Source organism: Methanobacterium bryantii, assembly GCF_002287175.1.
Taxonomy (GTDB): Archaea; Methanobacteriota; Methanobacteria; order Methanobacteriales; family Methanobacteriaceae; genus Methanobacterium_D; species Methanobacterium_D bryantii.
In genome coordinates this window covers 92,008-112,464 of sequence record NZ_LMVM01000037.1, presented here as the reverse complement: position 1 = coordinate 112,464, position 20,457 = coordinate 92,008, and the positions used below count along the sequence as shown (strand labels likewise).

21 protein-coding genes are annotated in these 20,457 nt (G+C 32.2%); 8 read left to right on the top strand and 13 right to left on the bottom strand.

Annotated features, from left to right (window positions below; translation table 11 throughout):
* The first annotated feature begins 8 nt into the window (after positions 1 to 8).
* Positions 9 to 1,916 carry a DUF3732 domain-containing protein gene (locus ASJ80_RS12530; RefSeq protein WP_069583166.1) on the top strand — a complete coding sequence of 636 codons (1,908 nt, stop codon included), beginning with the start codon at positions 9 to 11 and terminating at the stop codon, positions 1,914 to 1,916.
* Between the two features lie 60 nt (positions 1,917 to 1,976).
* Positions 1,977 to 2,825 (top strand): PD-(D/E)XK nuclease domain-containing protein, encoded by an 849-nt coding sequence (locus ASJ80_RS12525; protein WP_083240896.1) that lies wholly within the window; start codon positions 1,977 to 1,979, stop codon positions 2,823 to 2,825.
* Between the two features lie 159 nt (positions 2,826 to 2,984).
* Here ASJ80_RS12525 and ASJ80_RS12520 read toward each other — a convergent pair whose 3' ends face one another.
* The 3 genes from ASJ80_RS12520 to ASJ80_RS12510 all read right to left on the bottom strand — a co-directional run bounded on the left by ASJ80_RS12520 (position 2,985) and on the right by ASJ80_RS12510 (position 5,188).
* Positions 2,985 to 4,223, bottom strand: a complete 1,239-nt coding sequence (locus ASJ80_RS12520) for an AAA family ATPase (protein ID WP_069583167.1) — start codon at positions 4,221 to 4,223, stop codon at positions 2,985 to 2,987.
* A gap of 271 nt (positions 4,224 to 4,494) precedes the next feature.
* Positions 4,495 to 4,917, bottom strand: a complete 423-nt coding sequence (locus ASJ80_RS12515) for a type II toxin-antitoxin system VapC family toxin (protein WP_245837585.1) — start codon at positions 4,915 to 4,917, stop codon at positions 4,495 to 4,497.
* A gap of 10 nt (positions 4,918 to 4,927) precedes the next feature.
* Positions 4,928 to 5,188, bottom strand: a complete 261-nt coding sequence (locus ASJ80_RS12510; protein WP_083240897.1) for an AbrB/MazE/SpoVT family DNA-binding domain-containing protein — start codon at positions 5,186 to 5,188, stop codon at positions 4,928 to 4,930.
* Between the two features lie 352 nt (positions 5,189 to 5,540).
* Between ASJ80_RS12510 and ASJ80_RS12505 the strand changes: the two genes are divergently transcribed.
* Both ASJ80_RS12505 and ASJ80_RS12500 read left to right on the top strand, forming a co-directional pair.
* Positions 5,541 to 6,173 (top strand): DUF1523 family protein, encoded by a 633-nt coding sequence (locus ASJ80_RS12505; RefSeq protein WP_069583169.1) that lies wholly within the window; start codon positions 5,541 to 5,543, stop codon positions 6,171 to 6,173.
* 289 nt (positions 6,174 to 6,462) lie between these two features.
* Positions 6,463 to 7,164 carry a DUF1523 family protein gene (locus ASJ80_RS12500; protein ID WP_069583170.1) on the top strand — a complete coding sequence of 234 codons (702 nt, stop codon included), beginning with the start codon at positions 6,463 to 6,465 and terminating at the stop codon, positions 7,162 to 7,164.
* Between the two features lie 155 nt (positions 7,165 to 7,319).
* Here the strand turns inward: ASJ80_RS12500 and ASJ80_RS12495 are convergent, their stop codons facing one another.
* A complete protein-coding gene (locus tag ASJ80_RS12495) occupies positions 7,320 to 8,354 on the bottom strand; it encodes a CorA family divalent cation transporter (protein WP_069583171.1) in 1,035 nt (344 codons plus the stop codon).
* Between the two features lie 198 nt (positions 8,355 to 8,552).
* On the opposite strand from ASJ80_RS12495, the gene ASJ80_RS12490 reads away from it, so the two are divergent.
* A complete protein-coding gene (locus ASJ80_RS12490; protein WP_083240901.1) occupies positions 8,553 to 9,320 on the top strand; it encodes an alpha/beta fold hydrolase in 768 nt (255 codons plus the stop codon).
* Positions 9,321 to 9,592: 272 nt separating this feature from the next.
* On the opposite strand, the gene ASJ80_RS12485 is transcribed toward ASJ80_RS12490, so the two are convergent.
* Positions 9,593 to 10,948 (bottom strand): MFS transporter, encoded by a 1,356-nt coding sequence (locus ASJ80_RS12485; protein WP_069583173.1) that lies wholly within the window; start codon positions 10,946 to 10,948, stop codon positions 9,593 to 9,595.
* A 532-nt stretch (positions 10,949 to 11,480) separates the two neighbouring features.
* On the opposite strand from ASJ80_RS12485, the gene ASJ80_RS12480 reads away from it, so the two are divergent.
* Complete coding sequence (locus ASJ80_RS12480) at positions 11,481 to 11,924, top strand: DUF5518 domain-containing protein (RefSeq protein ID WP_069583174.1); 444 nt, start codon at positions 11,481 to 11,483, stop codon at positions 11,922 to 11,924.
* 303 nt (positions 11,925 to 12,227) lie between these two features.
* Here ASJ80_RS12480 and ASJ80_RS12475 read toward each other — a convergent pair whose 3' ends face one another.
* From ASJ80_RS12475 to ASJ80_RS12465, 3 genes are read right to left on the bottom strand one after another with little or no spacing between them, the layout of a single operon-like run.
* Complete coding sequence (locus ASJ80_RS12475; protein ID WP_245837575.1) at positions 12,228 to 12,617, bottom strand: SHOCT-like domain-containing protein; 390 nt, start codon at positions 12,615 to 12,617, stop codon at positions 12,228 to 12,230.
* Between the two features lie 29 nt (positions 12,618 to 12,646).
* A complete protein-coding gene (locus ASJ80_RS12470; RefSeq protein WP_069583175.1) occupies positions 12,647 to 13,006 on the bottom strand; it encodes a DUF2089 domain-containing protein in 360 nt (119 codons plus the stop codon).
* An 8-nt stretch (positions 13,007 to 13,014) separates the two neighbouring features.
* Positions 13,015 to 13,329 carry a hypothetical protein gene (locus ASJ80_RS12465; RefSeq protein ID WP_069583176.1) on the bottom strand — a complete coding sequence of 105 codons (315 nt, stop codon included), beginning with the start codon at positions 13,327 to 13,329 and terminating at the stop codon, positions 13,015 to 13,017.
* 688 nt (positions 13,330 to 14,017) lie between these two features.
* Between ASJ80_RS12465 and ASJ80_RS12460 the strand changes: the two genes are divergently transcribed.
* The gene (locus ASJ80_RS12460) at positions 14,018 to 14,437 is read left to right on the top strand and encodes a hypothetical protein (protein ID WP_069583177.1); all 420 of its coding nucleotides are present in this window, start codon (positions 14,018 to 14,020) and stop codon (positions 14,435 to 14,437) included.
* Positions 14,438 to 14,730: 293 nt separating this feature from the next.
* Here ASJ80_RS12460 and ASJ80_RS12455 read toward each other — a convergent pair whose 3' ends face one another.
* The 3 genes from ASJ80_RS12455 to ASJ80_RS12445 all read right to left on the bottom strand — a co-directional run bounded on the left by ASJ80_RS12455 (position 14,731) and on the right by ASJ80_RS12445 (position 17,442).
* The gene (locus tag ASJ80_RS12455) at positions 14,731 to 14,994 is read right to left on the bottom strand and encodes a hypothetical protein (protein WP_069583178.1); all 264 of its coding nucleotides are present in this window, start codon (positions 14,992 to 14,994) and stop codon (positions 14,731 to 14,733) included.
* Between the two features lie 586 nt (positions 14,995 to 15,580).
* Complete coding sequence (locus ASJ80_RS12450) at positions 15,581 to 15,931, bottom strand: VOC family protein (RefSeq protein WP_069583179.1); 351 nt, start codon at positions 15,929 to 15,931, stop codon at positions 15,581 to 15,583.
* A 95-nt stretch (positions 15,932 to 16,026) separates the two neighbouring features.
* Complete coding sequence (locus ASJ80_RS12445) at positions 16,027 to 17,442, bottom strand: MFS transporter (RefSeq protein WP_069583180.1); 1,416 nt, start codon at positions 17,440 to 17,442, stop codon at positions 16,027 to 16,029.
* Positions 17,443 to 17,529: 87 nt separating this feature from the next.
* Between ASJ80_RS12445 and ASJ80_RS12440 the strand changes: the two genes are divergently transcribed.
* Positions 17,530 to 18,324: a TrmB family transcriptional regulator gene (locus ASJ80_RS12440; RefSeq protein ID WP_069583181.1), complete on the top strand. Its 795-nt coding sequence runs from the start codon at positions 17,530 to 17,532 to the stop codon at positions 18,322 to 18,324.
* Between the two features lie 286 nt (positions 18,325 to 18,610).
* Here ASJ80_RS12440 and ASJ80_RS12435 read toward each other — a convergent pair whose 3' ends face one another.
* Both ASJ80_RS12435 and ASJ80_RS12430 read right to left on the bottom strand, forming a co-directional pair.
* Positions 18,611 to 19,021 (bottom strand): ATP-binding protein, encoded by a 411-nt coding sequence (locus ASJ80_RS12435; RefSeq protein WP_069583182.1) that lies wholly within the window; start codon positions 19,019 to 19,021, stop codon positions 18,611 to 18,613.
* Positions 19,022 to 20,383, bottom strand: coding sequence for a SpoIIE family protein phosphatase (locus tag ASJ80_RS12430; RefSeq protein ID WP_069583183.1), 1,362 nt, complete (start codon positions 20,381 to 20,383; stop codon positions 19,022 to 19,024). It lies immediately after the preceding gene.
* Positions 20,384 to 20,457: the final 74 nt, after the last annotated feature.

The following is a 20,457-nucleotide window of genomic DNA, read 5'->3' as shown; positions in this document are numbered from 1 at the left end:
TTCAAATAATGGAAATAGTGTTATATAACCATAAAGGAGATCAAAACTCCATAAAATTCAAATTAGGAGATTTAAATATAATAACGGGTCTCGGTGGAACAGGTAAAACTGCATTGATAGGGATAACTGAATATTGCTTAGGAAGTGGTGATTGTAGAATTCCTGAAGGGCCTACTATCGATAATGTAGATTGGGTAGGATTAAAGCTTCAATTAAAAAATGGTCAAGCTTTTGTAGCTAGAAAAATACCAACGGATGATAAAAAATCTTCCGAAGAAATATTTTATAAAGTTCAGTCAGAATTAGAAATACCCCCTTACTCTGAATTAGAAAAAATAGGCAATTTAGATGTCTTAACAGCATTATTAACACAATTATGTGGAATAGATAATAATATACAAGAATCAAATTCTGGAAAGAAATTTCCAGCTAATATAAGACATTCACTATATTATAATTTCCAAGAAGAAAGTGAACTTACAACTAATAAATTTCTATTTCACAAACAAGATACTTTCGCAGTTAATGATATGAAGTTGACTCTGCCCTATTTTCTTGATGCTTACAGTGATGATTTAATAAAAAAGATTAAAGAACTTAAAAAACAAAAAAAACGGTTAAAACTTCTACTTAGAAAACAATCTGAATTTGAAGCCGTCAGAGGAGCAGATTTAAGCCTTGCTAAAAATTTAATTTTAGAGGCTCAAAATATTGGGCTCACTAGTATTAGTTTTGTCCCAGATACTTGGGAAAACTGTGTTAAAATGCTCAATAAAATACGAGATATGCCTATTGAGTATCATGAAGACTTTAATGAACATAATGAAGTTTTTGATAAACTAATTGAAGAGAATAATGATTTAAGGAACGAATTAAACAGAACTAGGCGAGAAATAAAGTCTATAGAAGAACTTAATACTTATCAAAGTGGTTTTTCCAATGAAGCAAATTCACAATTATTAAAAATTAAAAGTATTGAATTATTTGAAGATAATCACAATAATATTAATTATTGTCCCATTTGCGAATCAAAAATAAATGACAAAAAAATTCCATCATTAGAACAATTAAAAAAATCTTCAAAACAATTAGAATCTCAAATTAGAGATGTTGAAGAAAATTCTCCACAAATGCAAAAAGTTTTAGAAGATCTTAAAAATAAAAAATACAATCTTGAATTGAAACTAAAAGAAAATAGAATGTCTAGAAAAAAAATACAAGATTCTAACTTAAGGCTTAAAAGACTTAAAGAAAATTCAGAAAAAAAGATTTATTTAAGAGGCCAGATTGATCTTTACGTCGATAGTATTTCTGATTTAGTAGAAGATGTAGATCTCCAGCTCGAAATCGATGAAATAAATGATAGAATATCTCATCTGAAAGAAGAAACAGACCCTAAAAAATACAATGAACGTATGCAAAAAATTTTAGAGGAGATAAACAAAAGCATAAATAATTGGGCTAAATTCTTAAACTTACAACATCCGGAATGTCCATTATCTTTTGACTACAAAAAATTAACATTATTAGTTCATTTTGAAAAAGGTCCACGTCCAATGTCTAAAATAGGTAGTAGTGCAACACATAGAGGTTACCATATACTTACACACTTAGCTCTTCACAAATGGTTTGTAGAGAATAATAGACCAGTTCCCAGATTTCTTTATATAGATCAACCATCACAAAGCAATTTCATACCCGAAAATGCGAGTAAAGAAAAGAAAGAAAGAGAACATGAAGATGTTTTAGATATTTATAAACTTTTATATAAATTCATCAAAGAAATTAGGCCAGATTTCCAGATAATTGTCACAGATCATGCTGATTTTGAAGATAAATTTTTCCAAGAACGTATAATTGACAGATGGGATTCTGAAAAAAAGTTAGTGCCAGAAGAATGGACCAAATCAGATTGAGATATAAAATAAGATTAAAATTCATTGATAAAATTATTATTTTCAATTTTGAGTGATTATATGTTAAATGAATTAAAGGATAGGATATACGGATTATATCAAGAGGTTAATGAGACTTATACTAACGGAAATCATGATTCATATGAATTTCATCGAATAGAATTTAACAAAATACTTAAAGAAGTCCACTCTTTAGGCCTTTGTACATCAATAAACAGAATACAAGAAGTAGCACCATATGATAAAGGTAATTTCATGTCCAGTGCCGTAGGAGGCGTTCTTAGCGCATTAGCTACTAAAAATATGAAGTATGATGTATCTTCTACTGAAATAAATAAACATGGAGAAATAAAATATAACATTAGACTGTTAAAAGATTGTATTACAAAGAAAAAAGATAAATCAGAAATTGACTCTACTACAAAAATTCAATCTACAAATAAAGATGTACTTGAACATTTATTTAAAAAGTTCCATTTGGTATCACAACAATTATTAATAAGACATGATGACAGGGAAACACTAGAGATCGACGATGAATACGATGTTCAAGACTTGATGCATAGTTTATTATGGTTATTTTTTGATAATATAAATGATGAAGAATCTGTTCCTAGTAGTGCAGGTTCTAATTCTCTTATAGACTTTATAATGAAAGATGAATCAATTGGTATTGAAATTAAATCAACCACTGCAGCATCATATACAAAGAAAAATTCTACAAAAAAAATGAGTGAACAACTAAAAATTGACATACATTCCTATAAAGAACATCCCCAAATAGAAGAATTATATTGTTTCGTATACGATCCAGGTTATAACATAAAAAATCCAATAGGATTTGAAAAAGAGTTATCAGAACAGGGTGAAAATTACAGCGTTTATGTATATGTTTATCCAAAGCCTTAAAATGACTAATTAACTATTAATACCATTTAGTTTAAAAAATAGAGACTAATAGCTAAATTTATCAACTATTTAAATTTTTTATTAACCAACTACAGTAACTTAACTACTAAATTAAAAATTATTTAACATACTAACTTCGTTATAGTCGAGTTTAACGAATTAAGGCGGGTAAAAACCGTCCCTCTCTTTCTTATACCCCAACCAGGCCAATAACATGTGGTCCTCAATCATGTATTTTTTACCTGAATGGGACAGTATGCCCTTATTTTTTATTATATTCACATATTTTGCAAGCGTTTTATTGGAAAAGTCTACTCCGGCCAATAAATCACTCCAGCTTAACGGCCCATTTTCAACAAGGGTTGTAATGATATCTTTTTCTTTACCTGAAAGTGTGGCCCATACTGCAGTCCACATAATGGCAACCTGCTCAATTTTTTCATAGAATGTCTGGATAACCAGTTCATCATCATATTCTACATCTCCAGACATTGTATTACAAAAGCTGTTTATATACGCAGGGTATCCCCTTGTGCATTTATAAAATCGTTCTAAACCACTTTCAGTAAATTTTAACTCCGATACTTTTTCTTTTAAATAACCTTCAGATTCTTCCCTTGTGAATGGGTCAACAGTATACTGGGTCATTCTACCCCCAAAAGCCCCTTTTATACCATTTATTTTATCTACAATATCACTGGATGCAGATGTTGACCCTGTAAAAATATAGCTCACGTTATCCTGTTCCTGAGTATAACTCCTGAACAACCAGAAAAATGCTTCTGGAGAATCTAATTCGCCGATAAGTTGGAATTCATCTATTACTATTACAAAACCGCTTATTTCTCCATTTGAAAGCTCAACAACTCTTTGGGGGAATTCCATTACAAATTTACTGAGTTTTTCGTAGTTATCCTTAATATCAGGAATTGCTATTCCCATAGCTGTCCCTGCTTCTTTAAAATCAAATTTTTTCTGCCGTCCAAAATTCGTAGAATTTTGGGGCCCCAAACGCTTTGTGTTTGAGGGCTGGAGTTTTCTTATAAGATCCTTAACTATATCATATGATTTTGTCAAATCATCCATATCTTCTCGCAGTGACTCATTCATTGCTTCTAAAAGGCTGTTCATTATTAATTCTTCTGTTATCTTGCCTTTTTGAATACCGAATATTTTAGACATGTCTATATATGCCGTGAGAATATTATCAGGTAATTCTGCTAACAGTTTCTTCAATAAAAATGATTTACCAACGCCCCTATATCCTGTAACTAACATTTGATTAGCTACACCATAGTTAAGTGTATTTAAAAAGGATTTTATCGTTATTATATCTTTTTCGCGGTTGTAAAAATATTTATCCAAATCTGTAGGAATTCCTAATGGTAAAATTGGCATATAATCCCCCATTTAGTTACATCAGGTATTTTACTTGAATTTTTAGTTTACTCGATTACACTAATGAATTTATGTATACTACCATTTAAAGTTTATCTGGCTACACAAGTGTATTTCATTTCACTTGAATTTTTAGTTTACTTAATTACACTGATGAGCTTAAATACACCAAAAAATCTGCACACTTTAACTGCTGCTAAAATTCAGCAGACAGGCGGCGAATTATTCAAATTTAACGAATAAAACAATGTGGCTGTAAAACATTGAAATTTCATCCTTCAAGCCTTTTAATATCATCAAAAATATCAAAATGTGCACTAAAAGAATAAATCTCTTCAATACCTTCCCTTTTCATCACGCTGTAAGCTAATGCATCGTTAAAGCTAATTTTATTGTCTCTATATTTATCAACGAGACTATGCGCGTGCAAAAAGTCTTCTTCGTAAACAGGGAATTTTTTGATGCTTGGGCTTTTTAAGAAGAATTTTTGAAGTCTAAAAGCGATTTCATGTTCTTTAAGGTTTTCGAAGATGCGTATAACTTCAGATAACTGAATTACACAAATTCCAACAGGTTCTCCTTTATTTATCCTTAAAACTAAATTATTTGCCCTTTTTTTCAGCTCTTTATTGCTTTTTGAGATGTTTTTGCGCGGCTTTAGTATGCCGTGGATGAAAACATTGGCGTCCACCATTTTCAAGTTTTCACATCCTTCTCTTCTTTTGACCTATATCATACAGCTCTTTCCTGACCTCATCCCAATCTCCTAAATCAGACTTTATATTCAGTTCAACTGAATCTATGAGATCGCTTATATCTTCAGGTTCATTGGCTTTTACAACTATTTCACCATCTTTTACAAGCATCACTACAGAAGGATCTTTCAAATGTTTATCTCTCCATTTTTTAGGGAGTACTATCCTCCCCTGTGCATCTACATGTTTCAACATTTCTATTTGCTCCATTAGATTACCACCAGATCAACTCTCACAACCAGAAATTAATTCTAATGGTTATTATATTAATTAAGGAATATAAAATTAGTTACCTAATACAAAATTTTTACCATTTTTTAAAAATTACCATAAAAAATAGTTTAGGTCCCAAATGGATAATCCAATGCAAAAATGAGAACCTTATTATCACTTAAATATAAGGGCCATACGACTAGAAACAAGTTAGGTTTAACGAAATCAAGCTTAACTCCTTCATATTTTAATATAAAAGGTAATGTTTTTATTCTTATTCGACAAAGACTAATTTAATTGTCGACGTTTAACGCGAATCATTTAATCAGAAAAAACAAGGAGAATAAAAATGTTTATAGCACCAAATTGGTTAGAAGGACTATTAATACAGGCAGGTATATACATAGGAATCCCTTTACTTATCGCTGTAATTTTAGGGCTAGTAAAATGGAAAAAATTGAAGGATAAACCACATCAAAAGGCATATCCTGGTGAACCATATTATGAAGAACCATATTACAATGAATCAAAGAAGTTATCAATAGCTATAACGTTTGCTTTAGCTTTTATGGTATCAGCCATAGTAATGTACCCACTTGGCTGTGTATACTGGTGGAGTGCATATGAAGTACCATCGGTACAGGAGAAAATAATTACAGTTCAAGGATGGGAACCTAAGGCCGGAATGGTCTCCGGTGATTATAGCGGGATGGTTATAAGTAATGCAGATCAATTAATGCTTGTTGCAAAGGACGGTGAAGGGTTCTTTAATAATGAAAACTTCCTGTTCCAGAAATTCAATACAAGGGATATCTTCAACCAGTTAAAAGTTGGGGGAACATACAAAATCAAATATTATGGATGGAGAAATGGATACAACAGCGGATTCCCAAATATACTAAGTGTTGAACAGGTTATAAACGAAACAAATACAACTAGCAATGATTATAATAAATATTTCGGTACGAAATTTGCATACTAATTAGGAGGTTTTAATCCCTTTTTCTTTTTAAATAAAATTCTACAAATTTTTAGGTTGCAAATCGAAGCTGGAGAAAAATTCGTAGAATTTTTCTCTGCATAAAAAATCTTCGATTTTTTAAGATTTTGACATATTTTGAGTGGCAGAATGCGAGTTTACTGAAATTAAGCTTAAAAAAAATCTTCATTTTTAATATAAAAAGTAATGTTTTTATTCTCATTTAACAATAGACTAATTTAATTGTCGATGTCTAACGTAAATCATTTAATCAGGAAACAGGAGAATAAAAATGTTTGTAGCACCAAGTTGGTTAGAAGGACTGCTGATACAGGTAGGCATGTATATAGTAATCCCGTTAATTATCGCTACAGTTGTGGCGGTAGTAAAATGGAAAAAACTGAATGATATGGAACCGCATCACAAGGAACCACACCATAAGGAAACACACCATAAAGAATCACCCCATAATAAATCACATCACAAGGAACCGCATCATAAGAAACCACCTCACAAAGAACCGCATCACAGGGGATCAAATCATAAAGGATCACTAATTATAACGTTTGTTTTAGCTTTTATTGTATCAATCATAGCAGTTTACCCACTCGGCTGTGTATACTGGTGGAGTGCATATGAAGTACCATCTGTACAAGAAAAAATAATTACAGTTCAAGGATGGGAAACTAAACCCGGAATAATTGCCGATAAATATGGTAGGATGGTTATAGACAATGCAAATGAATTAATGCTTGTTACAACCAGTAATGAAGGGTTCTTTAATAATGAAAACTTCCTGTTCCAAAAATTCAATACACGGGATATTTTTAACCAGTTAAAAGTTGGGGGAACCTATAAAATCAAATATTATGGATGGAGAAATGGATACAACAGCGGATTCCCAAATGTACTAAGTGTTGAACAGGTTATAAACGAAACCAATGCAACGAACAATGATTATAATAAATATTTCGGTACAAAATTAGCATACTAATTAGGAGGTTTTAATCCCTTTTCTTTTTAAATGTAGTTCGTTAATGTAGTGGGCTTTTTGCTGTAATACAGTGATTGACTTATTTTTATATATCTAACCTAATTAGTTCTTAAATTAACCTTAAAATAGAATTAAGGAATTATAATGTTTAAAAATTATATCCAGTGTCTCCTCCGGAAGTATATGAGCAGGCTAATTATAAGTACAAAATTTATAAGTAAAACAAGTGGGTATGCAAGGGGCAGTCCAAGTTCAGGGATAAACTGAAAATTCATACCATAAATTCCTACAATGAAAGTTCCTGGGGCAAATAATACTGTTACCACAGTTAAAACCCTGACAATTTCATCTAACCTCCTGCTCATTGACGAATTATATATATCGCGTATCTCAGTAATTCTACCTGATAATGTGTCAATCCTAGTAACTACTTGGGCTACATGGCTTTGAAAATTCTTTAAAAAAGTGTTAGTTGATTGATTTATTAAAGGTGATTCAGTTAGCTCCATACTATTGATTATCTGTTGAAGTGGGAGGATATCATACCTTATTTTATCAAGTTCAGCCCTATATGTATGAATTAATCTAAAATTTTCGTTAGATGGTTCATCCATTATATTTTCAGCTGCCTTTGAAAGATCACCTTCAAGTTCTTTCAATGTAATTATTTGAGAATCCAGAATAGTATCTACAAGGGTGTAAGCTAAATAATCAGCCCCTTTAGTCCTAATACTATGTTCACGGACATTTAATCTATTCATTACTGGGTTCAATATTTCAGCATTGTCCGGATGTATTGAAATTACATAATTATTCCCTAAAATGATACTAATCTGTGTTCGCTCTATTCTGGTTTTCTTTTTGACATTTAACGCAATTAATGTTAAATAAATATAATTTTTATAATCTTCAATATCAGGTATATAATCCAATGTTAAAACTCTTTTTAGAACATGTTCATTTAAATTCAGGCATTTACTAAGCTTTTTTAAAGATTTATCTTCTGTAAGATAATTCATTTTAATCCATGTTGTTTCATTTTCTTTAATTTTGGGACACTCACCGAATATTTCTTCTTTGAAGTGCTCTTCGTTGTATTTTATGATTTTAATTTCTGTTTTCCCAATATTTTCAGTTAAAATATCATGGACTTCATTATTAAATGTTTTAAACCTGATTTTAGGGTTCATTTTTTACACCCATGATATAATTAAATTATATATAATACTTTTTCTATATTTAATATTATATCATATTTTTTATTGATTTATAGGGGATTTAAATATGGCCACATAGTCTCGAAATTGTATTTAAGGCTTAAATATTTAAATAAAAGGAGAGAGGTCAAATTGATTGAAAGAGAAGGTAAATACGCCAACGTAAACGGAATGAAAATGTATTATGAAGTCTCCGGCAAGGGCGGCCCACTAATCGTACTGCACGGCGCTTATATGAACATAATATCGATGGGAGAAATAATTCCCAAGCTCGCCAGGGCCCACAAGGCTTATGCGCTCGAATTCCAGGGCCATGGTCGGACAAATGACATTGACCGCCCCATCACTTATCCGAACCTGGCAGACGATATAGCTGCTTTTATGGACGAGGTAGGCCTTAAAAAAGCTGATATATTCGGTTATTCCCTGGGTGCTATAACCGGACTGCAGCTTGCAATCCGCCATCCGGAAAAGGTAAATAAACTTATATTTTGCTCAGGTGCCTATGATATTGAAGGCTGGCAGCCAGAGTTCAGGAAATTCATTCCCCAAATGACCGTTGAGATGTTTCTTAATATGCCTTTTGCTGAAGACTATCGTAAGCTTGCCCCTAATCCAGATGGGTTTCCTGCACTTGTGGAAAAGCTGATAGCTCTCGAAAAGGAACCTATGGCACTGGAAGAAGATGTTAAAAAATTGAAAACCCCTGTGCTTATTATTAATGGTGATGCAGACGGAGCAACACTCGAACATATAGTATCCCTGTTTCGGTTGCTTGGTGGAGGTGTTATGGGGGATATGGACAAGCCCTTGCCGAATTCACGTCTTGCTATTATGCCGGCAACATCACATACTGCCGTGATTACTCAGACCGACCTTTTAATTGCTTTCATTGAACCTTTCTTAGAAGGAGAAACACCAAAGGGATTTTTTGAGTAGACTAGAAAAGGCAGATATTAATAGATTTCAGGACATAGGAATGGAAATAACTATTGAAAGAGATAAATAACGAATTGAAGAATTACCTTCAACTTACTGCAGAACAAATTATAATGGGATCTTCTAAAAAAATTAATTTTATAGAATAAATTAGGTTTATGGCAGATATATGTATCATAAATTGGAAAAAATCCATTATAACATAGTATAACAACCGTAAGGTTAAAATAATCCGAGTTTAGCAAATTCCATGTAGCAATAAATTATTTTTTTTAATCTTCCAATACTGATGTGAAAATTCCAACTGCGCTTAAAGCAGCGATGGCAACAAATGCAATTTTTATGCTTATAAAAAGTTCTGGATAATTGGAAGGCATAATTTGCGCATTTCCCAAAATAGCAGAAATAATTAACGTTACTATGCCCATTCCAAATATCTGTCCCATAGATCTCACATTACTTAATGTTGCTGAAGCTATTCCAAAATATTTATTATCCACTGCACTCATAACCACCTTGGTATTTGAAGAATAGAATAAACCGATACCCGCTCCAAAAATAATGAGAGATAAGCCTCCCAAATATGTGGCATTATCATAGTTAATTAATGCCATAAGAACTACACCAACGGTTGTTAACACCATCCCCGCAGCGGATACATTTCTAGGATCTATTTTATCCGATAATCTTCCAGCATATGGAGATACAATGACCATTATAATTGACTGAATAGAAACTATTAAGCCTGCTGTAAGAGGGCTATAACCTTTTAAATATTGTAAATAGAGGGTTAAAATAAACCCTACCGATACAAATGCGCCGTAATTTATAAATGCAGTGATATTTCCAAAGGTAAAACTTTTACTTTTAAATAAACCTAAATTAATCAAAGGAAATGCAACTCTTTTTTCGACTAGATAAAATGCTAAAAGTCCTATTATTCCGGTAACTATAAGAAATAGGCTGTAACTGTTGGTGGAATCTGAAAAACCATAAATTATGAATATAAGAGATATACCCAGCAGGAATGATCCTAAAATATCTAATTTCTCTCCTTCTGCATCTACCCAATCATGTTTAAACCGGGTGATGGCAAAAATTGCTATTATTCCTATTACAGTATCTAAATAGAATAATGTTCTCCATCCTACAATTTCAGTGATAGCCCCTCCAAGTATTGGCCCAAATATTAATCCTACGAAAACACCCATTGATGTTAGTCCAAATGCCCTACCTCTTTCGTTTGTAGGAAATGCTGATGATACCATGGCATTTAAATTAGCGAATACCATTGCGTTACCTACAGCTTGAAAAATCCGGGTAAAAAGGAATATTTCTCCAGAAGTGGAAAAAGCTGATATAAATGAGCTTATTGTGAAAATAATTAATCCATATTGAAAGATACGTTTTCGCCCGTATATATCCCCAACCCTACCAAATGGAATATAAAGTATAGCATTAACAAGAAGATAAACTGTTGATATCAATGTTAAAGATACAGCAGACAAATCAAATTCGTAAGCTATAGCCGGTAATGCCAGATTAATGGATGCTCTAACAAATGGCGTAAGAAATGATACTAAAATTCCCACTATTAAAAGATCTCTTTTTAGTTCTTTATAATTCAATTAAATCCACCTGCATTAAAAAAATTTTAACTGAAATTGGGCTGATACCGGGTTAATCTCCACATTTATCCAATATTTAATGATAGCTTTTACTAATATTTTAAATAATAGTATAAAGGTTAACTAATGAAGAGTTTAAGAATTTAATTAGTCTGCATAAATTTTAAGCAGATTTATGTCTAATACATGGGAAAATGAATAATATTACAGTTGTATTTCCAAAACACATCAGTTATGTGACTAAAATTAACCAAATTAACGAAATCTTATTTTTTTCAAACCAGTATCTGATTAAGCTTTAACATGCTATAACCACTTTAAATGATTAAAATTCTCGATTTAACTCTAAAATTTATAATATGAGCTAATTTTTTAATTAAATCAATTTAAATATATTAATGATATTATATCACGTCTAAACCAATCAATCAGCCTAAAGAAATTCATTTAAGATACATAGAAGCTAAAATTAATATATAAACATTTATATTAATTTATTAACAAATAGGAATAGGTATAAGAGGTGGTTTGAGTGGATGATTGGAAATCTGTAATTTTAGGGAGTATTATAGCGCTAATTTTAAGTTTAGTCCTGGCAAGGAATGTTATTGGTGGATTAATGGCGGGAATTATAGGGTTTTTAATAGCAGGACTAATGGTAGGTTATTTAACAGACATTGAAATTGAGCACATTTCAATCATAGGCCATTTAACAAGTAGCAATACTAAAAATGCTGCAATTAATGGGGCAGTTGCAGGATTTATAGGGGGCCTTATTTTTGTTTTAATTGGAACAGTTACGAATAGTTTTATTTATCCTGTTGGAACAAATAGGGATCTGCTTATTATGTTTATTGCAGGGGGAGTTCCAGTTGCAGTAATAGCCAGCATTTTTTACGGAGTTATATGTGCCGTTGGCGGAGTTATAGGAGTCTTTATTAAAAGATCAAGACCACCAAAAGAAAGTACAGCTTAATTCCATCTATTACCAGTTTTATCAAAATAATTCAAAAAAAAGCTATCTAAATTAACCATCTAAAATTTTTAAAAGATAACAATCTTAAATAGTCATTCATTCTGTTTGTTATACAACCATAATCTGGAGCTGAAATATCACCAAATATATACGGGGTGCATTTTCCACAGATATGCCTTGAATCCCATTACTCACAGGTATTAAGGCCCTTGAAATTTAATGATGAAAATAATCCCCTTTAACTATTTCAAGCTCTATTTTGTCTGTAGGCAGCACCCTGATGATTTTTAATCGGCCCAATTTCTACTCCACGTACACCTTAACTCTGGTTTGATTTTCTTCATCTTCCACGTCGACAATTTTCCCTTCTGCCCCATTTTTAACAGCCTCCATAATTTCTTCAATGTCAATTTTATCGAGGCCTGATTCCTTTAATTTAGGGTCATATGTTTTTGCAAGTTTTAATCCCACATCAACCAGGGCCAGAGGTATGTTCACATTTACCTTTGACTCATTTTCCATGGTACTTACCCTAACTTTTAACCATTTAACATCCTTTTTAGGTACAATTTCTTCTTCTGAATTTCTTTCCAATGCGCTGAGCAGCTCCATTGCCTCAGATGCATCGATATTTCCATCTTCAACCATTTCCAAAATTTTTATCCTTTCTTCTGATATGTTTTTAGACATCATTGAATCTTCTCCATATTTTTAAAATAACATTACCCATTGAGTAACTTCAAAGCCTCTTCTTTACTAATTTCTCCCCTGCTGAGCTTCTCTAAAATCTCTTTTTGATTAACAGCAGGTTTTTCAACCTTGTGTCCCAAAGCAAAAATCACTTCATCCAGTTTATTTCTTACAGTAGGATAAGATATCCCTAATTCCTTTTCAATTTCCTTAATATTACCTCTATTTTTAATAAACACTTCAACGAAGTATTTCTGTTGTTCAGTTAATCTGCAGAACTTGCATAGATCAAATTCACCTTTGATGGTTGTTTCACACTTCCTGCAGTGTATCTCTGTGACTTTAGTTTCACCGCCACATATTGGACAGTTTCCAGGTACTTCACGCTTCATAAACCATTTCACCCCACTGTGTAAATTTTAACGACTGTCTTTCCTTCATCTTCATCGTAGGTTTCAATATCCACCATTTCAAACGGTTCTTCCTGTTTCAACTGGTCGATAAGTTGGTCGACATCTTTACAGGTTATGTTCTTTAAAATTGATTCAATATTTTCATATTCAGCAGATTGAGGCAGCCACCCCGTTCTCATTTTAGAAGGGCTGTATTTGATTATAAGTTTAGAAATCCATCTAAGCGTCGAAAATCGTAATGCAGGGATTGGAACTGAGAACTTGGATGTTTTAATGTATATTTTTAATTTTTTTGCCTTCATGATACCCCCCTTGAAAATATTTATTCATAACTTCAAATAATCAAGATTATGCTAATGCAATTTAATATTCTTAAGTTATACTATATAAATATATTGAAAATATCAATATTAAATTCAATATTTTCAAATATCATATTAATATTATTAATATAACCCCATCCAATGTTTAAATTGTTTCGCTCATGCCCGAATGTTGTGTAGATAATATCGCTTCACTCGTGTGTCTGGTTAAGTAAATTGTATTTTTTAAGATAAATCCACTATAATCAATTAAAACTACAATTTAACATAAAGTATAACTCATGCACAGGATCATAGACATGAGCGAATTGTTATATTGAAATATTCCATTTTCTATTAGTTTCCATGCATCTTTCTATTTCTAAACTTTATAACCTCAAAAATGAATTCTGCATGTTTTAACAGCCATTTCCAGAACGTCACAGGTGTTTCATATTTTAAAAAAATAATTGTAAATTCCATTTTTTAGATAAAATACAGCATAAAACACGGAATAGTTTAGTTACTATACCTTAAAAAACTCTATTATAAAAAAATACAACAACTTCATAGTTAAAACTCGTCTAGTTTTATGAACCAGTACTCAATTTAAACACAGACTTCTTCAAATAAGTATATTACCCTGTTTAATATATTGTTTAATTAAACAATATAGGGGGATGATTCAATGGAGGCAAAATATCTATATTTACTGAGCATTTGTTTTATTTTAGTTATTATTTTGGGTACATCTGGATGTACAAGTTCTAACAATGTAAATCCACAAACTGACATATTAATAGACGGGAATCTTAATGGGCAGTGGAATAATGCAGAAAAAACCAGTTGGCTGGTCACTGGAAATCTAAAAAGCACGAGTAACACCGATTATTCTCAAGTAACAGTTAAATTAACATCATATAACAGTCAAAATCAGGCGGTTGGAGAAAATACTGCCACTACAAGCATAAGCAATGGATACGGGTCAATTAGTGCTGTTATTCCAGTAACAGGACAACCAGCTTATACAAATATGACTGTGGTAAACGCTACACAAAACACTGCAAGCGATACAGATACTTCTAAAAGCAAAAAAAAGAGAAAATAACCTCTTTTAACCTTTATTTTTTCATATAAACTATATGACCAAAATTAGTTGAGTTTTTAAAACTGATTATTGCTTTTTTAGCCTTTAAAAATTGCTCTTGTTTCTCCTTAACCAACATAACGGCAAGTTTGCTTAAATATGCATTTTAATTTTGAAGATTTAAAAAAGTATTTTTTAATGGCTTTTGATCCAATGATTTAAAAATATAAGTGCCGTGCGGCTAAAATTGTGAATTTAACAGTTTCTTATTGGACTTACAGGTCCTAATTCCCATTAGGACTCGCCTAATTTATTCAATCCTTAAAGTCGTCTATTTGATAATTTTTTTGCTTTATTTCTGCTTTTAACGCTTCTTCAAGTTCATCTGCCATTATAATTATTTCCAGATATTTATCATTATCCCTGAACTTACGTGCATCTTCTTTAATTCTATTTATATCTTCAAATGATCTTCTAAATCCATCGGCTCTTTTTGGTTTAAGACGTTTATCCTTATTTGCAAGTAATCTTAATTTAAAAAGTAAAAACCAGAATTCTTCATTTTCGTAATATTCCATAATATCAACATATTATTTAGTATCAACATTTATCTGCTGTTTAATAGATATAGAACTTATTTCATATAAATGTAATACTATCTTATATATTCGTACTAATTAAAGGGATGGATATCAAATCAGCTTTTAACTGCGGCAAATATTCAATCTGTTTTTTTTAATTTTATAAAAGCCTCCAAATTTTTTTTTAAAAATTTGGGGTTCAAAAAATCTTTTAGATTTTTCTCAACCTCCAAATTTTTTTTTAAAAATTTGGGGCCCTCGAAGACTATTAAAATCCTCAAAAAAATCTTTGATTTTTTTGGGAGCCCTCAAAAACTGTCAAAAATTTACAATTTTTCGAATGTTCAGGAAAAACGTAGCTGACAAACACCACGTGTTTGTCGCCCACGAACATGAAATGTTCGGGGCCGAGAAAATGTAATTTTCTACGGCGTCAAAAATCGTAGATTTTTGACAGTTTTTCTCAACCTTTAAAAGAGTAGAAAATTACGATTTTCCTAATTTTACCAAAAAACTAGAAAATATGTCCCACATTTTACGTCAATTAATTTAACTGAAAATTACAAAATTTTAAAAAAAAGGATTAATTGTGTTGAATTAACGCTATTCGAACTCCATTTGGATCTTCCAGGAATGCAAGGGATCCAACTGTTATCGGCATGGGTTCCATTGTGATCCTGGCGCCTTTTGATTTGAGTTCTTTTACCGTGGCGTTTATGTCTTCAACATCCATACCTATTGAAAACAGTCCAGGTTCATCTGCAGGATTTTTAATGAGTTCTACCATGGTTTCTCCTTCACCTTTAAGCAGTGTAATTGTTCCTGCAGGTCCGAGATCGTACTGGCTGTCTATTTCAAATCCCATAACTTCTTTGTAGAATTTAATTGACTCATCAATATCCTTAACTATCATGGTCGTGTATTTAATTTTCATTTAATCACTCTCCGATACTTCTATACAATTTAGAATATCTTTTTTGTATTAATTGTTTAAATTCCATTATTTCACAGCATTGGAGTAAATTTCACTCATTTTCGGTTTCTAGCTAGGGATGCAAAAACTGCTATTATGCTTAATATTACTGAGATAGAGAAAGCTACCTGAATACTTGTTAAGAGCTCCGGATAATTTTGTGAATTAAATTGAACTGCCCCCACATAAACAGCAAATATTGCTAAAATCAGCCCCATACCGAAAGTTTGGCCTAAAAGTCTCATTGTACTTACGGTTGCAGAAGCTAAACCAAAATATTTCCGTTCTACGGATCCCATGATAGTATGTGTGTTGGGAGCTGAAAATATTCCGACTCCAATTCCTAAAATAGCTAAACCTAATATTATAACGTATACACTGGTTTCTGCAGTTATAATTGCAAAAATTAATAAGCCAATAGTTATTATTCCCATTCCTAACGAAGCTAATTTTCCAGAATCGAACTTATCTGAAAGTCTACCTGCAAATGGAGATATAATTACCATGAAAGCTGTTTGAACCACAAGAATTAGTCCAGTTACATTGGGATCAAATCCTTTTATAAACTGTAAGTATAAACTCAGCAGAAAACCTACTGCAAATAAACCCATATAACTTATAAGTGTTGCTAGATTAGAGAATGCGAACATTCTATTGTTTAAAAATAATTTTATCTCTAAAACTGGATTTTCAACCTTTAATTCCCATATAACAAAACCTATAAACCCTACAATACCTAAAATGACCATAGTCATTCCAAGTGTTCCAGTAATATTCGAGAATCCTATTAAAATCAGTGCAAGCATTAGAATATACAGTAAAGATCCCCAATAGTCTAGTTTTTCACCTTTACATGCCGCCCATTCTTTTCCGTTCATTTTCCAAAGTACAAGTGCTATTACAAGTAATCCAAGAGGCACAACGAAACAAAATATACTTCTCCATCCTAAGTACTGCGTTAAAAAACCTCCTAAGACAGGTCCCATGACAAGTCCCACATAAACTGCAGTGATATTTATTCCTATCGCTTTACCTCTTTCTTTAGAAGGAAATATTGATGTTATAATAGCAAGTCCTGTTACAAATATCATTGCACTTCCTATACCCTGAACGACTCGGGTTATAATAAGAAATTCAGCTGAAGTAGCTACAGCTGCCAGAAAAGAAGCTACAGTGAGAATTACAATACCATAAGTAAAAATCTTTTTCATTCCATAAATATCAGCAATTTTACCAAAAGGAACTGCAAACATTGCTGATGTTAAAAAAAATGCGGTTGTAATCCAGCTTAAAAGAATTGCATTGACAGTTAATTCGCTTGAAATTGTTGGGAGTGCAACATTTAATGATGTACCCATAAATGGAGTTAAAAATGAAGCTAGAGTAGCAATCAGCAAAATTGCCGTTTTATTTACTTTTTCGCCTTTAACGCCACCTATTCCCTTGTCTCTAATAGATATTTGTGTTTCCATTTTTATTCCCCCTTATTTATATACAACAATAATAAATGTAACCCATATAACTATAATGTAACTTTAACAGGTGAACAGGTGACAAGTATGATGTTTGATGAGAAGATGTTATCATCTTTGCAGAAGCTTGGTTTAACAAATTACGGCGCGAAGACTTACATCGTTATAACAAATTTCGGCCCCATTGACGCTACAAGCATTGCCAAAGAGGCAAGTATACCCCGGACAAAGATTTATGATGTTTTAAATAAGTTAGAAGATGAGGGATGGGTAAATGTAGAGCATGGGCGGCCTATGCTATTTACTGCCCGAGACCCGCGGAACATAATTGATGAACACAGATCCACTCTTTTTACGGAAATCGATACACTACTTAGCGAAATGTCGATGATGTATGACCCGCAGATTAAAAAGGAAATACCTAAAGTATGGTTGATCCATGGCAAGGATCACATTACTGCTAAATCATTAGATATGGTATCAAAAGCCAGGAAAAGTGTCATGATGCTCGGTGACATATACTTTCCAGAAGAGGTCGAATCCCTAAAATCTATCATTCCCAAAGCCAAAAGAAATCGTATTAGCTTTCGAATTATTGCATGTAATGTTGTAAAGACCAGTGAAGGTAAAATTGATCTCGTCAAGGCATTCAATGAAGTCCAACCAGACATGATAATTTCAGAAAAACCACCTATCAAATACGTAATAGTCGATGAAAAAGAATTGTTGATTATATTCCCCAAAATACATGAAGATATTTTAGATCTTAACAAAGTAGTTGCTTTATGGATCCCTAGCCCAGCAGTAGCGTCTTCTATGGCAGATATGTTCAATATGAGATGGAATAAATATGTAAGAATACAAACATCAGACAACCAATGAATTAATTAATTTTCGGTTTTTAAATTGTTTTTTCGCATTTAAAGCAATAACTGGTTTTTTTTTTGTTTTGAATATTTTCATATCTTTATTTAAACTTTAAACCAAAAACAAGAAAAATTGAATAAAAAAGTAAAAGATAAATTATCATTAATTTCAAGGTCATCTAAAATTTGATAAGTCGATTTCTAACCAGAACTAATGAGGGACCTCCACCTAGCTCAACACCCACTGCAGCAGATCCTATAACCTCTTGTCTGGTTGTACCTGCAATTTAATAAAAAGTAGTTTAAGCATATTTTATTAGAGTTAATATATTCCTTCCATCTTTATAAGTATAATTAATTTTATCCACGTATTTTTTAATGAAATAAATTCCTAAACCACCAGGGTCCTGTTTTAAAGGTGAAATTTTTAAGTCAGGTTCGCAAACATCTTTTTGATTAAACGGCTTGCCCGGGTCCTCAATTATAATATGAATTTCATTATCAATTTTTTGACATTTAATACTGATTTTATCATTTACTTCAAGACTTCCGTGTTTTATTATATTTGCCACAGCTTCTTCAACTGCCAGTTGAACCTGAAATTGTCCATAGTCCCCTAACCCAAATTTAATCATAGAATTAGCTATGAATTTTGATAAAATGGGAATTTTTTCCAGTTTAGCACTTATCTCAAGGGCAGTACATTGAATCACTTAATTCACCTTTATAACCATTAGGGTGATGTCATCGAATTGAGATTGACTCTGGCTGAAGGATATTACCTCTTCCTTTATTTTATTAACTATACCTTCTGCATTTAAGTCAGAATGTGATTTAATTAGCTTATAAAGCCTTTTTTTGCCAAAAAATTCTTCTTTATCGTTTATCGCCTCAGTAACTCCATCGGTATAAAAGACAATTAAGTCGCCGCTTTCCAGATCTATTTGTTTTTCTTCCAGTTCTATCGTGTCTATAGCACCTAAAGCTATCCCTTTAGCATTTAAACATTCCATTGTCCCTGTTTTTCTTATAAAAAGCACAGGATTGTTGTGTCCCGCATTTACATATTCCATAGTTTTATTTTTAAGGTCAAGTATGGCATAAAAGAGGGTAACAAACATTCCTGTATCAGAATCTTCAGCTATGAGTTTATTAGCGTCTTCAATGACTTCTGCAGCATTGCTGTTTCCCATGGCCTTTGCCCTTAAAATTGTTCTGGAAACGGCCATGAAAAGTGCTGCTGGAACGCTTTTACCAGAAACATCTGCAATTGTAACTCCTATTTTATCCTTGGAAATTGGAATAAAATCATAGAAATCACCACCCACTTCCTTTGCAGGTAAATTAAGTGCAAATATGTCATAACCATCTAAATTCGGCATTTCCTGAGGTAAAAAGCTTTCCTGGATTTCATGGGCTATTTCAAGTTCATATTTCTTTCTTTGAAGTTCATCAAAGTATTCATCTCTTTCTTTAGTTGTTTTTCTTTCCCGGGTGAGATTAGTGATGAAATATGCAAATATGAGCATTCCCATGGCATTAGAAACTATCATAGGTATGCTTAATTCCTGTGCAATTACAAATGCTTCAGGATATGGTTTTGCAAGTAAAAAAACAAGAATCATGTGAAATGCTTCCATGGAAGCTGCAAACAATACGGCACCCATAATTCCAATGAATTTACGCTTGTTCAGGATGTATATAATACCTGCAAAAAGCCCTGCAAGTACTGTAGATAAAGAACAGGGAAATGTAGTGATTCCCCCTAAGAAGAAATATCTGTAAAGACCCCCAATAAGTCCTGCACCAAGACCCGCCACAGGGCCTCCAACAAGCCCCGCTATCATAGGTCCTAGGTCTCTAACGTTTCCCATTGCCCCATTAATAGTTATTCCAGAATATGTTCCGAAAATAGACAGCGCACCAAAAACAAGAATGATAAATACCATGTTTTTAATGGTAAATTTCCTGTCCAGGACTTCATGAAAAATTTTAGTTCTGGTTATCAGATATGCAATTACTAAAATTACACATATCTTTTCTGCTAAATCCAATAAGAGTTCTATTGTTATCATTTTCTTAATTTTTTAATTATGCATTTTTTATAATTTCTAAGCCCAATCAAACTTTTTTTCATCTCAAAGCTTAA

What these genes read in the sequence shown, in the direction of transcription:
- ASJ80_RS12500 (WP_069583170.1), top strand. Translation starts at nt 6,463, where the DNA reads ATGTTTGTAGCACCAAGTTGGTTAGAAGGACTGCTGATACAGGTAGGC.
- ASJ80_RS12520 (WP_069583167.1), bottom strand. Translation starts at nt 4,223, where the DNA reads ATGCCAATTTTACCATTAGGAATTCCTACAGATTTGGATAAATATTTT.
- ASJ80_RS12445 (WP_069583180.1), bottom strand. Translation starts at nt 17,442, where the DNA reads ATGGAAACACAAATATCTATTAGAGACAAGGGAATAGGTGGCGTTAAA.
- ASJ80_RS12515 (WP_245837585.1), bottom strand. Translation starts at nt 4,917, where the DNA reads ATGGTGGACGCCAATGTTTTCATCCACGGCATACTAAAGCCGCGCAAA.
- ASJ80_RS12430 (WP_069583183.1), bottom strand. Translation starts at nt 20,383, where the DNA reads ATGATAACAATAGAACTCTTATTGGATTTAGCAGAAAAGATATGTGTA.
- ASJ80_RS12475 (WP_245837575.1), bottom strand. Translation starts at nt 12,617, where the DNA reads ATGATGTCTAAAAACATATCAGAAGAAAGGATAAAAATTTTGGAAATG.
- ASJ80_RS12450 (WP_069583179.1), bottom strand. Translation starts at nt 15,931, where the DNA reads ATGAAAATTAAATACACGACCATGATAGTTAAGGATATTGATGAGTCA.
- ASJ80_RS12465 (WP_069583176.1), bottom strand. Translation starts at nt 13,329, where the DNA reads ATGAAGGCAAAAAAATTAAAAATATACATTAAAACATCCAAGTTCTCA.
- ASJ80_RS12440 (WP_069583181.1), top strand. Translation starts at nt 17,530, where the DNA reads ATGATGTTTGATGAGAAGATGTTATCATCTTTGCAGAAGCTTGGTTTA.
- ASJ80_RS12525 (WP_083240896.1), top strand. Translation starts at nt 1,977, where the DNA reads ATGTTAAATGAATTAAAGGATAGGATATACGGATTATATCAAGAGGTT.
- ASJ80_RS12505 (WP_069583169.1), top strand. Translation starts at nt 5,541, where the DNA reads ATGTTTATAGCACCAAATTGGTTAGAAGGACTATTAATACAGGCAGGT.
- ASJ80_RS12455 (WP_069583178.1), bottom strand. Translation starts at nt 14,994, where the DNA reads ATGGAATATTACGAAAATGAAGAATTCTGGTTTTTACTTTTTAAATTA.
- ASJ80_RS12495 (WP_069583171.1), bottom strand. Translation starts at nt 8,354, where the DNA reads ATGAACCCTAAAATCAGGTTTAAAACATTTAATAATGAAGTCCATGAT.
- ASJ80_RS12470 (WP_069583175.1), bottom strand. Translation starts at nt 13,006, where the DNA reads ATGAAGCGTGAAGTACCTGGAAACTGTCCAATATGTGGCGGTGAAACT.
- ASJ80_RS12510 (WP_083240897.1), bottom strand. Translation starts at nt 5,188, where the DNA reads ATGGAGCAAATAGAAATGTTGAAACATGTAGATGCACAGGGGAGGATA.
- ASJ80_RS12530 (WP_069583166.1), top strand. Translation starts at nt 9, where the DNA reads ATGGAAATAGTGTTATATAACCATAAAGGAGATCAAAACTCCATAAAA.
- ASJ80_RS12460 (WP_069583177.1), top strand. Translation starts at nt 14,018, where the DNA reads ATGGAGGCAAAATATCTATATTTACTGAGCATTTGTTTTATTTTAGTT.
- ASJ80_RS12490 (WP_083240901.1), top strand. Translation starts at nt 8,553, where the DNA reads ATGAAAATGTATTATGAAGTCTCCGGCAAGGGCGGCCCACTAATCGTA.